Origin of the sequence: Streptomyces sp. NBC_00775 (assembly GCF_036347135.1) — a bacterium.
In the GTDB taxonomy this organism is placed as follows: domain Bacteria; phylum Actinomycetota; class Actinomycetes; order Streptomycetales; family Streptomycetaceae; genus Streptomyces; species Streptomyces lutosisoli.
This window is the reverse complement of the sequence record NZ_CP108938.1, coordinates 8619510-8632288: the sequence shown is the minus strand read 5'-3', so window position 1 is coordinate 8632288 and position 12779 is coordinate 8619510. Positions and strand designations below refer to the sequence as shown.

Annotated in this window: 10 protein-coding genes; 9 read left to right on the top strand and 1 reads right to left on the bottom strand. The window is 71.8% G+C overall.

All coding sequences use genetic code 11. The annotated features are described in order from the left end of the window. Positions 1 to 180: 180 nt before the first annotated feature. The 3 genes from OIC96_RS38325 to OIC96_RS38315 all read left to right on the top strand — a co-directional run bounded on the left by OIC96_RS38325 (position 181) and on the right by OIC96_RS38315 (position 5905). On the top strand, positions 181 to 4056 hold the full coding sequence (locus OIC96_RS38325; RefSeq protein ID WP_330303425.1) for a Pls/PosA family non-ribosomal peptide synthetase: 3876 nt from the start codon (positions 181 to 183) through the stop codon (positions 4054 to 4056). Between the two features lie 77 nt (positions 4057 to 4133). After that, positions 4134 to 5513 carry a M1 family metallopeptidase gene (locus OIC96_RS38320; RefSeq protein WP_330303426.1) on the top strand — a complete coding sequence of 460 codons (1380 nt, stop codon included), beginning with the start codon at positions 4134 to 4136 and terminating at the stop codon, positions 5511 to 5513. A 14-nt stretch (positions 5514 to 5527) separates the two neighbouring features. Further along, a complete protein-coding gene (locus tag OIC96_RS38315; RefSeq protein ID WP_330303427.1) occupies positions 5528 to 5905 on the top strand; it encodes a YchJ family protein in 378 nt (125 codons plus the stop codon). A gap of 3 nt (positions 5906 to 5908) precedes the next feature. Here OIC96_RS38315 and OIC96_RS38310 read toward each other — a convergent pair whose 3' ends face one another. Then, positions 5909 to 6610, bottom strand: a complete 702-nt coding sequence (locus tag OIC96_RS38310) for a FadR/GntR family transcriptional regulator (protein ID WP_330303428.1) — start codon at positions 6608 to 6610, stop codon at positions 5909 to 5911. 130 nt (positions 6611 to 6740) lie between these two features. Between OIC96_RS38310 and OIC96_RS38305 the strand changes: the two genes are divergently transcribed. The 6 genes from OIC96_RS38305 (at position 6741) to OIC96_RS38280 (ending at position 12767) form a co-directional block, all read left to right on the top strand. After that, the gene (locus OIC96_RS38305; RefSeq protein ID WP_330303429.1) at positions 6741 to 7268 is read left to right on the top strand and encodes a gluconokinase; all 528 of its coding nucleotides are present in this window, start codon (positions 6741 to 6743) and stop codon (positions 7266 to 7268) included. Positions 7269 to 7339: 71 nt separating this feature from the next. Next, entirely contained in the window at positions 7340 to 8737 is a 1398-nt protein-coding gene (locus OIC96_RS38300; protein ID WP_330303430.1) for a GntT/GntP/DsdX family permease, read from the top strand. A gap of 10 nt (positions 8738 to 8747) precedes the next feature. Further along, a complete protein-coding gene (locus tag OIC96_RS38295) occupies positions 8748 to 9506 on the top strand; it encodes an SDR family oxidoreductase (RefSeq protein WP_330303431.1) in 759 nt (252 codons plus the stop codon). Between the two features lie 17 nt (positions 9507 to 9523). Continuing rightward, positions 9524 to 10549 (top strand): L-idonate 5-dehydrogenase, encoded by a 1026-nt coding sequence (locus OIC96_RS38290; RefSeq protein ID WP_330303432.1) that lies wholly within the window; start codon positions 9524 to 9526, stop codon positions 10547 to 10549. Between the two features lie 167 nt (positions 10550 to 10716). Beyond that, a complete protein-coding gene (locus tag OIC96_RS38285; RefSeq protein WP_330303433.1) occupies positions 10717 to 11742 on the top strand; it encodes a hypothetical protein in 1026 nt (341 codons plus the stop codon). Continuing rightward, complete coding sequence (locus OIC96_RS38280; RefSeq protein WP_330303434.1) at positions 11739 to 12767, top strand: hypothetical protein; 1029 nt, start codon at positions 11739 to 11741, stop codon at positions 12765 to 12767. The genes OIC96_RS38285 and OIC96_RS38280 overlap by 4 nt, the downstream gene beginning before the upstream one ends. Positions 12768 to 12779 lie beyond the last annotated feature (12 nt).

Here is a 12779-nt window from a genome sequence, read left to right as displayed (position 1 = left end):
GCTCCGGAATCAATGGTTCCGGTGCCCCCGCAGGACCTCCTCGCATGGCTGATGACCAGGTACGCGACTAGCGTCGTACTAAAATTGAAGGCTTGTTTGGAGCTGGACCGGAATATCCCCAGGCATACCTGCGGGCCCACCAGCTCCCCGGACGCTCCGGGAACAACACGTGAGGACCCGATGGCAGCCCTCCAGCAAGGCCCCGCACTCGCGTTGTCCGACGACGAGGTCCGTGCGGAGTTCGGCGACCGCGGGCGGTTCTCCGCCTCCCCGGCCGCCTCGCCGCGCACGCTCGTCGACATCCTCGATGCCTCCGTTCGGGCGTACGCCGACGAGCCCGCCCTGGACGACGGGCACCGCTGCCTCACCTACCGTGCCCTGGCCGTCGAGGTCGAGGCCCTGCGGCGGCGGCTGAGCGCCGCCGGGGTGGGCCTCGGCGACCGGGTCGGTGTCCGGGTCCCCTCCGGCACCAATGAGCTGTACGTCGCGATCCTCGCCGTACTGGCCGCCGGCGCCGCCTATGTCCCGGTGGACGCCGAGGACCCGGACGAGCGCGCCGAGCTGGTGTTCGGCGAGGCGGAGGTGCGCGCGGTCCTCGGGGCCGGGCACGAGCTGACCGTGACCGGCCGCTCCGACGTCCCGGCCGCGCGGCCCGGTGTCGAGCACGACGCGTGGATCATCTTCACCTCCGGCTCCACCGGCAGGCCCAAGGGCGTGGCCGTCAGTCACCGCAGCGCCGCCGCCTTCGTCGATGCCGAGGCCGGCCTCTTCCTCACCGAGGATCCGATCGGCCCCGGCGACCGGGTCATGGCGGGCCTCTCCGTCGCCTTCGACGCCTCCTGCGAGGAGATGTGGCTGGCCTGGCGGTACGGCGCCTGTCTGGTGCCCGTGCCGCGCTCCCAGGTGCGCAGTGGCGCCGACCTGGGGCCCTGGCTGGTCGAACAGGAGATCAGCGTCGTCTCGACCGTGCCGACGCTCGCCGCGCTCTGGGAGCCGGAGACCCTCAACGACGTACGGCTGCTGATCTTCGGCGGCGAGGCCTGCCCGCCCGAGCTGGTGCAGCGGCTCGTGACGGAGGGACGGGAGGTCTGGAACACCTACGGGCCGACCGAGGCGACCGTCGTCGCCTGTGCCTCCCTGATGACCGGCGAGGAGCCGGTCCGCATCGGGCTGCCGCTGAACGGCTGGGAGCTGGCCGTCGTCGACGAGGCCGGGGAACTGGTGCCGATGGGCGGCAGCGGGCAGCTCGTGATCGGCGGGGTCGGGCTGGCCCGGTACCTCGACGCCGAGAAGGACGCGGAGAAGTACGCGCCGCTGGACTCGCTGGGCTGGGAGCGGGCGTATCGCAGCGGCGACCTCGTCAAGGCGGAGCCCGAAGGGCTGATCTTCCTCGGACGGGCCGACGAGCAGATCAAGCTCGGCGGACGCCGGATCGAGCTCGGTGAGGTGGATACCGCACTCCAGGCCCTGCCGGGCGTGGCGGGGGCCGCGGCGGCCGTCCGCACGGCCCGCGGCGGCAACCAGCTCCTCGTCGGCTATGTCGTCACCCAGGACGGCTGGGACCACGCCACCGCCGTCGAGAAGCTGCGCGCCGAGCTGCCCGCCGCCCTGGTGCCACTGCTCGCCCCGGTCGACGACCTGCCCACCCGCACCTCCGGCAAGGTCGACCGGAACGCGCTGCCCTGGCCTCTGGAGGGCCTGGAGACCGGCGGTGCGAAGGAACAGCTCTACGGCACCGAGGCCTGGCTCGCCGAGCAGTGGAGCGAAGTGCTCGGCATCCCCGTCGCCGGCGCGGCCGACGACTTCTTCGCGATCGGCGGCGGCAGCCTGGCCGCCGCCCAGCTGACCACGAAGCTGCGCACCCGCTATCCCAGCGCGGCCGTGCTCGACATCTACCAGCAGCCCGTCCTGCGCAAGCTGGCCCGGCACCTGGAGAAGTCCGCGCAGGACGACGGCGCCGCGCGGACCGTCGCGCCGGTGCCGGTGCAAACCAAGGTGGCGCAGCTGCTCCTGCTGGTCCCGCTGTTCACCCTGCTCGGACTGCGCTGGACCGTGGCGCTGGCCGCGCTCGGGAACGTACTGCACTGGTTCGGCCCGTATCCGTGGGCGCCGAGCGCGTCGTGGTGGCTCGTCGCCGCCGGGACGCTCGTCTTCTTCAGCCCGCCGGGGCGGCTCGCGATCGCGGCGGGCGGTGCGCGGCTGCTGCTGCGCGGTGTCGGGCCCGGCCGTTACCCGCGTGGCGGAAGCGTCCATCTGCGGCTGTGGACGGCCGAGCGGCTCGCCGAGTTCAGTGGCGCGACCTCGCTCACCGGCTCCTGGCTGGAGCGGTACGCCCGTGCCCTGGGCGCCAAGGTCGGTGCGGACGTGGATCTGCACTCGCTGCCGCCGGTGACCGGCATGCTCAAGCTGGGCCGGGGTGCCGCCGTCGAGTCCGAGGTGGACCTGTCGGGGCACTGGCTGGACGGTGACCGGCTGGAGATCGGCGCGCTGAAGGTGGGCGCCGGTGCGGTGGTCGGGACGCGCAGCATGCTCTTCCCGGGGGCGCGGGTCGGCAAGCGGGCCGAGGTGGCCCCGGGTTCCGCCGTGGCCGGGCAGATTCCGACCGGGCAGCGCTGGGCCGGGGCGCCCGCGGTCAAGCTCGGCAAGGCGAAGCGGGCCTGGCCCAAGGAGCGGCCGCAGCGCGGCACGTACTGGCGGGCGATGTACGGGGCGACCGGGTTCGCGCTGACCGCGCTGCCCCTGCTCGCGGGTGTCGCCGCGCTCCTCGTGGGCCATGTGTTCGTGGGCGCGGACGCCGGGCTCGGCGAGGCCCTGCGCGGTGCCGCGCTCGCCCTGGTGCCGGCGACGCTCGCCTTCGGTCTCGCGTACGCGCTGCTGCTCCTGATCGCCGTACGGCTGCTGAGCCTGGGGCTGCGCGAGGGCACGCATCCGACGCACAGCCGCATCGGCTGGCAGTCCTGGACGGTCACCCAGCTGATGGACCGGTCCCGGCAGACGCTGTTCCCGCTGTACGCCGGGTTGATCACGCCGGTGTGGCTGCGGCTGCTCGGTATGAAGATCGGGCGGGGCGCCGAGGTCTCCACCGTCCTCGCGCTGCCCAGTCTCACCACCGTCGGAGAGGGCGCCTTCCTCGCGGACGACACGCTGACCGCGCCGTATGTGCTCGGGGGCGGCTGGATGCGGATCGGGCGGGCCGAGATCGGCCGCCGGGCGTTCCTCGGCAACTCCGGGATGACCGCGCCGGGCCGCAGCGTGCCGGACGGCGGTCTGGTCGGGGTGCTGTCGGCGACGCCGAAGAAGGCGAAGAAGGGCAGCTCGTATCTGGGGCTGCCGCCGGTCAAGCTGCCGCGCTCGACACAGGACGGCGACCAGAGCCGTACGTACGACCCGCCCGCGCACCTGCTGTGGGCGCGCGGCCTGGTCGAGCTGTGCAGGATCGTGCCGGTGTTCTGCTCGGCGGCCCTGGCCGTGCTGACCGTGGCCGCGCTCAGCGCGCTGGGGGCATGGGCCTGGGCGCTCGCCGGGCTCGTGCTGCTCGCCGTGGGCGCGCTCGCGTGCGTCCTGTCCATCGTGGCGAAGTGGGTGCTCGTGGGCCGGCACCGGGCCGGTGAGCACCCGCTGTGGAGCGGATTCGTCTGGCGCAACGAGCTCGCCGACACCTTCGTCGAGGTCGTGGCCGTGCCGTGGCTGGCCGGATCCGTGCCCGGTACGCCCCTGATGACGGCGTGGCTGCGCGGGCTCGGCGCCCGGATCGGCCGGGGCACCTGGGTCGAGAGCTACTGGCTGCCCGAGACGGACCTGGTGACGCTGGAGGACGCGGCGACGGTGAACCGTGGCTGTGTCCTGCAGACCCACCTCTTCCACGACCGGATCTTGCGGACGGATACTGTGGTCCTCCGTGAGGGCGCCACCCTGGGCCCGGGCGGAATCGTCCTGCCCGGCAGCACCGTCGGGGCCCGCTCCACCCTGGGTCCCGCGTCGCTGGTGATGGCGGCGGAGTCCGTTCCCGACGACACCCGCTGGCTGGGCAATCCGATCGAGGCATGGCGTTCATAGAAGACGTGATCGGATCGGATACGAAGGGCGGTACAGCGGCACGTCGTACGAGCACAGGGCAGGGAGCAGACGCAGCAGTGAGCGTTCAGCAGACAGTGGGATCGGACCCGTACTTCCCGGTCAACGGTGATCCCCGTTACCGGGTGCACCGGTACGAGCTCGCGCTGGACTACCGCCCCGGCCCGAACCGGCTCTCCGGCACCGCTCGCCTCAACGCCATAGCGGGCCGTGCACCGCTCGCCGAGTTCCAGCTGAACCTGGCCGACTTCCGGATCGGCCGGGTCCGCGTCGACGGCAAGGCACCGCACTACACGCACCGCGGCGGCAGGCTGCGCATCCGCCCGCCGAAGCCGATCCGGGCCGGTGCCGCCTTCACCGTCGAGGTGCACTGGTCGGGCAACCCGAAGCCGGTCAACAGCCCCTGGGGCGGGCTCGGTTGGGAGGAGCTGGAGGACGGGGCGCTGGTGGCGAGCCAGCCGGTCGGGGCGCCGTCCTGGTACCCGTGCAACGACCGTCCGGCCGACAAGGCCTCGTACCAGATCTCGATCACCACACCCTCCGCGTACTCGGTGGTGGCGGGCGGCCGGCTGCTGACCCGTACGACGAAGGCGTCGACGACGACCTGGGTCTACGAGCAGGCGGCGCCGACGTCCAGCTATCTGGTCGGCCTGTCGATCGGGAAGTACCAGACGGTGCTGCTCGGCGACCCGGGCCTCGGCGGCGTACCGCAGTCCGGGCATCTGCCGGTGCATCTGCTCGCCGAGTTCTCCCGGGACTTCGCCCGGCAGCCCGCGATGATGGAGCTGTTCGAGGAGCTCTTCGGGCCGTATCCGTTCAGCGAGTACGCGGTGGTGGTGACGGAGGAGGAACTCGATGTCCCCGTCGAGGCACAGGGGTTGTCGACGTTCGGCGCCAACCACGTGGACGGGTCGCGGGGTTCGGAGCGGCTGGTCGCGCACGAGCTGGCGCACCAGTGGTTCGGCAACAGCGTCTCCATCGCGGACTGGCGGCACATCTGGCTGAACGAGGGCTTCGCGAAGTACGCGGAGTGGCTGTGGTCGGAGCGCTCGGGCGGCCGCACGGCACAGCAGCACGCCGCCACCGCGCACCGGAAGCTGTCCGCACTGCCGCAGGACCTGGTCCTGTCCGACCCCGGCCGCAAGCTGATGTTCGACGACCGGCTCTACGAGCGCGGCGGGCTCACCCTGCACGCGCTGCGCCACGCGATGGGCGACGACGCGTTCTTCCGCATGCTGCGCGGCTGGGCGACCCTGCACCGGGGCGGAGCGGTCACCACGGCGGCCCTCAGCGCGCACGTCTCCCGCTACACGGCCGAACCCCTGGACGACGTGTTCGCGGCCTGGCTGTACGAGCCGACGCTCCCGCCGCTGCCGACGCCCGGCGCACCGGTTCCGGCGCGGCCCTCCTACCCGCCGACGAACGCCGACTCGGCCTAGGCACAATGGCCGTCATGACCAGTCGTTCGTCCTGTCCCTGTGGGCTTCCCGAGCCCTATGTGAAGTGCTGTGGGCGGTTCCACCGCGGTGAGGCCGCGGCGCCGACCGCGGAGGCGCTGATGCGGTCGCGCTACAGCGCCTTCGTGAAGGAGGACGAGGGGTACCTGCTGCGCACCTGGCATCCGAGGACGCGGCCGGTGCGGGTGGAGTTCGACGCCGGGATGCGGTGGACCGGCCTGGAGATTCTCGCCACGAGTGACGGGTCGGCGTTCCACTCCACGGGCACCGTCACCTTCCGGGCCTCCTACCGGGGCGGCACGCTGCACGAGCGCAGCCGGTTCGAGCGGGTCGACGGTGCCTGGGTCTACGTCGACGGAGACTTCGCCGAGTAGCCGTCAGGGCGCGAGGATGTCCAGTTCGTGCAGCGCGCCGACCGTGATCTCGCGGGTGAGTTCCTCCGCGCGGACGGCGTCGCCCTCGCGGACGGCCTCCGCGACCTTGACGTGCAGGGTGACGGCCGCGGGGTCGGGGTCCTCGAACATGACTTCGTGGTGGGTACGGCCCGCCAGGACCTCCGTGACGACGTCACCGAGGCGGGCGAACATCTCGTTGCCCGACGCGTTGAGGATCACCCGGTGGAAGGCGACGTCATGGACGAGGTACCCCTCCAGCTGATGGCCGCGTGACGTCGCGACCATGCCGAGCGCGCACTCGGTGAGCTCGGCGCACTGCTCCGCGGTGGCGTGGCGGGCGGCCAGGCCGGCGGCGACGGGTTCGACGGCGGACCTCAGCACGGTGAGTGAACGCAGCTGGTGGGGGCGGTCGGCGCCGGCCAGCCGCCAGCGGATGACCTGAGGGTCGTACACGTTCCACTCGGCCTTGGGGCGGACCGTCACGCCGACGCGGCGGCGGGACTCGACGAGGTACATGGATTCGAGCACCCGGACCGCCTCGCGCATCACGGAGCGGGACACCTCGAAGCGCTGCGCGAGCTCGTCCGTCCGCAGCACGCTGCCCGGCGGGTACTCACCCGCCGTGATCGCCGGCCCGAGGCATTCCAGTACATGTCCGTGCAGCCCCCGGCCCCGTGTGCTCATGGAGCCAGCGTACGAGGATGCCGCCGGGAACAAAAAGTCAGACTTATATGTCACAGACTCTTGAATTCGTCGTACCTAATGAGTTTCAGTGTCGTCGACATCAGATGTCGACGAAGACAGCGAGAGCACGATGCAGCTAGTGCGTACCCCCCACGTGGTCGTGGTCATGGGCGTCGCAGGCACCGGCAAGACCACGATCGGTCCCCTGCTTGCGGCCCGGCTCGGCGTTCCCTACGCCGAGGGCGACGACTTCCACCCGCAGGCCAACATCGACAAGATGACGGCCGGGCACCCACTGACCGACGAGGACCGGTGGCCCTGGCTGGACGCGATCGGCCGCTGGGCGCACGACCGGGCGGGACTCGGCGGGGTGGTCAGCAGCTCGGCGCTCAAGCGCGGCTACCGGGACCGGCTGCGGGCGGCGGCCCCCGGCGTCGTCTTCGTCCACCTCACCGGTGACCGGAAGCTCATCGAGGACCGGATGTCGCACCGCCAGGGGCACTTCATGCCGACGGCGCTCCTGGACTCCCAGTTCGCCACCCTGCAGCCGCTGGAGGCGGACGAGGCGGGTGTCGCCGTGGACGTGTCGGGCGACCCCGGGGAGATCACCGAGCGGGCCGTGGCCGCGCTCCGGGCTCTCGCCCAGCCCGCGCAGTAGCCCCCTCCTCCCCCCCTCCTCGCAGTAACCCCCTTACCTACTCAGGCCTTTCTCAAAGCAAGGGAACCACCGTGACCAGACTCAGCGTCGAGATGCTGGCAGCGGACGCCGTCGAGCCGATCACCTCGGCCGGCCATGCCCAGCTGGGCATCGCCGTGCTGGCCGGCATCGCCGTCATCGTCCTGCTCATCACCCAGTTCAAGCTGCACGCATTCCTGGCCCTGACCATCGGCTCACTCGCCCTCGGCGCGTTCGCCGGAGCACCGCTCGACAAGACGATCGTCAGCTTCACCACCGGACTGGGCACCACCGTCGCCGGCGTCGGCGTCCTGATCGCCCTCGGCGCGATCCTCGGCAAACTGCTCGCCGACTCCGGTGGCGCCGACCAGATCGTCGACACCATCCTCGCCAAGGCCGGCGGACGCGCCATGCCCTGGGCGATGGTGCTCATCGCCTCCGTCATCGGCCTGCCGCTGTTCTTCGAGGTCGGCATCGTCCTGCTGATACCGGTCGTCCTGATGGTCGCCAAGCGCGGCAACTACTCCCTGATGCGCATCGGCATCCCGGCCCTCGCCGGCCTGTCCGTCATGCACGGCCTGATCCCGCCGCACCCCGGCCCGCTGGTCGCCATCGACGCGGTCGGCGCCAACCTCGGCATCACCCTCGCGCTCGGCGTCCTGATCGCCATCCCGACGGTGATCATCGCGGGCCCGGTGTTCTCGAAGTACGCGGCCCGTTGGGTGGACGTCCCGGCCCCCGACGGCATGATTCCGACCCGTGCCTCCGCGGACCTGGAGAAGCGCCCCGGCTTCGGCGCCACCCTCGCCACGATGCTGCTGCCGGTCGTCCTGATGCTGTCCAAGGCCCTGGTCGACATCATCGTCGACGACCCCACCCACATGGTCCAGCGCGTCTTCGACGTCATCGGCTCCCCGCTCATCGCCCTGCTCACCGCCGTCATAGTCGGCATGTTCACCCTCGGCCGCGCGGCCGGCTTCACCAAGGACCGCCTGGCGACCACGGTCGAGAAGTCGTTCGCCCCCATCGCCGGCATCCTCCTCATCGTCGGCGCCGGCGGCGGCTTCAAGGCGACCCTCATCGACTCCGGCGTCGGCCAGATGATCCTGGACATCTCCAAGGACTGGTCCATCCCCGCCCTCCTGCTCGCCTGGCTGATCGCCGTGGCCATCCGCCTGGCGACCGGCTCGGCGACGGTGGCCACCATCTCGGCGGCCGGTCTGGTCGCCCCGCTGGCCGCCGACATGTCGACCGCCCACACCTCCCTCCTCGTCCTGGCCATCGGCGCCGGCTCGCTCTTCTTCAGCCACGTCAACGACGCCGGATTCTGGCTGGTCAAGGAGTACTTCGGCCTCAACGTCGGCCAGACCATCAAGACCTGGTCCGTCATGGAGACGATCATCTCGGTGGTGGCCGGCGGACTGATCCTGCTGCTCTCGCTCGTGATTTAGGGGTACGGGAATGGCTCACCCTCTCTTCGACATCAGCGGTCGTACGGCCCTGGTCACCGGCTCCAGCCGGGGCATCGGGCTCGCCCTCGCGCGGGGCCTCGCGGAGGCCGGCTGCACGGTCGTCCTCAACGGACGGGACACCGAACGCCTCACCCAGGCAGCCGCCGAGCTGCCCGGTGACGTCCATACGGCCGCGTTCGACGTGACCGACGGCCCCTCGGTGGCCGCCGGGATAGCGGATGTCGAGGAGCGGGTGGGCCCGCTGGACATCCTGGTCAACAACGCGGGCATGCAACTGCGTGCCCCGCTCCTGGAGTTCACGGACTTCGACTGGCACCGGATCCTGGACACCAACCTCACCAGCGCGTTCCTGGTCGGCCGTGAGGCGGCCCGCCGGATGACGGAACGCGGCCAGGGCAAGATCATCAACATCTGCTCGCTGCAGAGCGAGGTGGTCCGCCCCGGCATCGCGCCGTACGCGGCGACCAAGGGCGCCCTGAAGATGCTCACCAAGGGCATGTGCGCGGACTGGGGCCCGTTGGGCGTGCAGGTCAACGGCCTCGGCCCCGGCTACATCGAGACCGAGCTGACCAGGCCCCTGGTCGAGGACGAGGAGTTCAGCGCCTGGGTACGACGGCGCACCCCGGCCGGCCGCTGGGGCCGCACCGAGGACCTGGTCGGCGGGGTGCTCTTCCTCGCCTCCCCCGCCGCGGACTTCGTCGGCGGGCAGGTGCTGTACGTCGACGGCGGCATGACGAGCGTGCTGTGACCTCCAGGGAGACTGTGATGCTGGGTTGCGTGATCCACGGTCAGGGCGACCTGCGCGTGGACGAGTTGCCGGCCCCCGAGCCCGGCCCCGGCCAGGCACTGGTGGCCGTCCGCTACGGCGGGGTCTGCGGGTCCGACCTGCACTACTGGCGACACGGCGGGGTCGGCGACTTCCGCCTCGCGGAGCCGATGGTGCTCGGGCACGAGGTGGTCGGGACGGTCGTCTCGTACGGTGACGGAGCCTCAGGTCCGGCGGTGGGTACGGCTGTTGCGGTGCACCCGGCGACCCCGTGCGGGGTGTGTCCGGAGTGCGCGGACAGTCGGCGGAACGTCTGCCGGGACACGCGCTACCTCGGCAGCGCGGCCCGCACACCGCACGTCCAGGGCGGATTCGCGGCCCAAGTGGCCGTACCCGCCGAACAGTTGAGGCCACTCCCGGCCGGCCTCGAACTGCGCCGGGCGGCCCTCGCCGAGCCGCTGTCCGTCGCACTGCACGCGGTACGGCGGGCCGGGACCATGGCGGGCCGGCACGTGCTGGTGACGGGGGCCGGGCCCATCGGCTGCCTCGTGGTGGCCGCCGCGAAGGCCGCGGGCGCCGCGCGGATCACGGTCACGGATCTGCTGCCGCAGGCACTGGCATACGCCGTGTCGGCCGGCGCGGACGCGGTCGTACGGGCCGACGATCCCGCCGATCCCTCCTGGCCCTCCGAGGTCGACGTCGCCATCGAGGCGTCCGGTGTCGCCGCGGGCCTCGACAGCTGCCTCCGCCTCGTGCGGCGCGGCGGGGTCGTCGTCCAGCTCGGCATGCTGCCGCCCGGGCAGAGCCCCTTCGCGGGGAACCTGGTGGTGAGCCGGGAGATCGAGCTGCGCGGCGCCTTCCGCTTCGACACGGAGTTCGACGACGCGCTGGCCCTGCTCGCGGTCGAGTCCTCGTTCGACGACCTCGTCAGCGCGGTGGTCCCCGTCCGGGACGCGGAGTCGGCGTTCGCGCTCGCCGCCGACCGGAACAAGTCCTGCAAGGTGCTGCTCGATTTCGCCTCCTGAGCACCTGCCGAACACCTCCTGAGTACCTCTTTGTGCCTGCTTTCGCATCCTCGGCGGACCGCCTTCCCGAACCGGCACGGGCGGTCCCATCATGAGGAGACCCCCGGGCTGCGCGCGACCACCGACCCGAAGCGGCATGTCCCCGGGGCGATCTCAACGGGGGCGTCATGGCGTTATCGCTCGGGGTGCGCATCGCTGGGCTGTTCGTCACCGGAGCACTGGCCGTCACGGTGGCGGCCGCGTGCGGGGGTGGCGGGGGCGGCCCGTCGGCTGGGGGTGGCAGCAGCGACACGAGCGTGCCCAGTGGGGTGTCGGACGGCGGTCAGGGGACGGGGACCGGAGGATCCACCCCCACGTGGCGGCCGTCGGGCGACAGCGGGGCCGAGGGCTCAGTTGGCTCCGGGAGCTCCAACGGCACTGATGGTTCCGGGAGTTCGGGCGGGAGTGGAAGTCCGGGCGGGGGCGGGGGCGGGCATCTCGACGGCCCCGCGTGGCTCCCCCTGGGACCGCACTCGCCCAACACCGATGTCGCGCCCGACCCGCAGAGCGTCTACGACGGCCTCCGCCAGGCCCCTTCCGACTGCGAGACCATTCTCAAGAGCATTCCGGCGGAGGCCGACTGGCAAGTGCTCCACGGCCTGGCCAGCGCCTGCGCTGCCGTCCAGGGCCTGGGCGGCAGCTGGGCCGACGCTGCCTCGGACTACGCCGCGACCGGCGGCGGGATCAACACCTGCAAGGACCGCGCCGCCTACGCCGTACTCGGCGGCATCCTGCAGTTCCACAAGCAACACCCCACGGCCACAGCGCGGTTGAAGGGCTCCTCCGGCGGTACCGAGGCCTGCGACTTCGAGATCACCGCGGTCGACGTGGGCGGCGACGGTGAGGCGAAGCCGGGCGAGACCATCACGATCGAGCTGCACGGCACGTACTACAACCTCGGGGAGGTGCAGAACGGCGGCACCGTGCTCATCGACGGCAAGCCTCTGGACGCTCCCTGCGCTTTCGTTTCGGGGTCCGGTGACCGGGAGGTCGTCTCCATCGAGGTCCCGAGCCTGGAGACGGGCCAGTACCCGAAGTCCGTCAGCGTGACCGTGCAGTACGGCGATTCGGCGACCAAGGAGAACGCCTTCACCCTCGTGGCTCCCGACACGGGCGGCTCACCCGACAGCGGCTCCCCCTCGGCCACCCCGTGAGCGGCCGCGCCCGGCTGCGGCGTATGCGTACGGCGCTGGCCCGCACCCGGACCAGACTCCACCGCACTCCTCACACTCCCGAGCCTCCACCGCCTCCCGCTCCCGCCCCGACACCCCCCGATCCCGAACCGACCCTCACTCCGCCCACGCCCACGCCCGCGCATGTCGGCCCGAAATGGCTGGAGTTCATCGGCACCGCGGGTTCCCTGCTCTCCCTCTTCACGGCCGTGCTCTTCTACTTCGGCTGGGCCAGCACCGACGCCGAGACGAAGGCCCTGGGGCTGCGGGACACGCTCTTCCGGTTCTCCACGGCCGACTACCTGCTGCGCAGCGTGGACGCCCTGTACATCCCCGTACTCGTGGCGGCCGCCGCCGCGATGGCCGCGACGGCGCTGCACCACTGGGTCCAGCGACATCCCGTGCGGGCCACGGGGGTGCTGCGGGTCCTGCGGCACGCCTGGGTGGCCGCGCTGCTGCTGGTGGCGCTGTATCCGCTGGCCAGGGATGTACTGGACCTGGTCATCCCGCTGGTGGCGATCGTCGCCGTACTGCTCGGCGCGTACGCGCACACGCGCCCGGAGCCGGCCGGGCCGCCGTCCGCCGACCGCTACCGGGCGGCACGGATCTGGGGTCCCGCCCTGCTGGTGGCCGTCGTCTCGCTGTTCTGGGCGGTGTCCGCGTACGCCGGGATCGTGGGCCGGGGCCGGGCCGAGGAGACGACCGCCACCGTGGCCGACGGGTTCCCGGCCGTGGTCGTGTTCAGCAAACAGGACCTGCTCATCACGGGCGGCGGCAGCTGTGTCTCGGTCGTCGCGGAGAAGGGCAGCCCCTATCACTACCGCTATGCCGGGCTGCGGCTGTTCCATGTCTCGGGCGACCGGCTGTTCCTCGTGCCGCGGCACTGGGCACCGTGGGACGGCACCCTCTATGTGCTGCGGGAGGGGGATCCAGGGCTGCGCGTCGAGTACGTCAGCGGGCTCACGTATCGCGCGAAGGAGTGCCAGGAGGCGCTGTCCAAGCCCTGACCGGCGGCCCTG

What these genes read in the sequence shown, in the direction of transcription:
- OIC96_RS38325 (WP_330303425.1), top strand. Translation starts at nt 181, where the DNA reads ATGGCAGCCCTCCAGCAAGGCCCCGCACTCGCGTTGTCCGACGACGAG.
- OIC96_RS38315 (WP_330303427.1), top strand. Translation starts at nt 5,528, where the DNA reads ATGACCAGTCGTTCGTCCTGTCCCTGTGGGCTTCCCGAGCCCTATGTG.
- OIC96_RS38310 (WP_330303428.1), bottom strand. Translation starts at nt 6,610, where the DNA reads ATGAGCACACGGGGCCGGGGGCTGCACGGACATGTACTGGAATGCCTC.
- OIC96_RS38305 (WP_330303429.1), top strand. Translation starts at nt 6,741, where the DNA reads ATGCAGCTAGTGCGTACCCCCCACGTGGTCGTGGTCATGGGCGTCGCA.
- OIC96_RS38295 (WP_330303431.1), top strand. Translation starts at nt 8,748, where the DNA reads ATGGCTCACCCTCTCTTCGACATCAGCGGTCGTACGGCCCTGGTCACC.
- OIC96_RS38290 (WP_330303432.1), top strand. Translation starts at nt 9,524, where the DNA reads ATGCTGGGTTGCGTGATCCACGGTCAGGGCGACCTGCGCGTGGACGAG.
- OIC96_RS38285 (WP_330303433.1), top strand. Translation starts at nt 10,717, where the DNA reads ATGGCGTTATCGCTCGGGGTGCGCATCGCTGGGCTGTTCGTCACCGGA.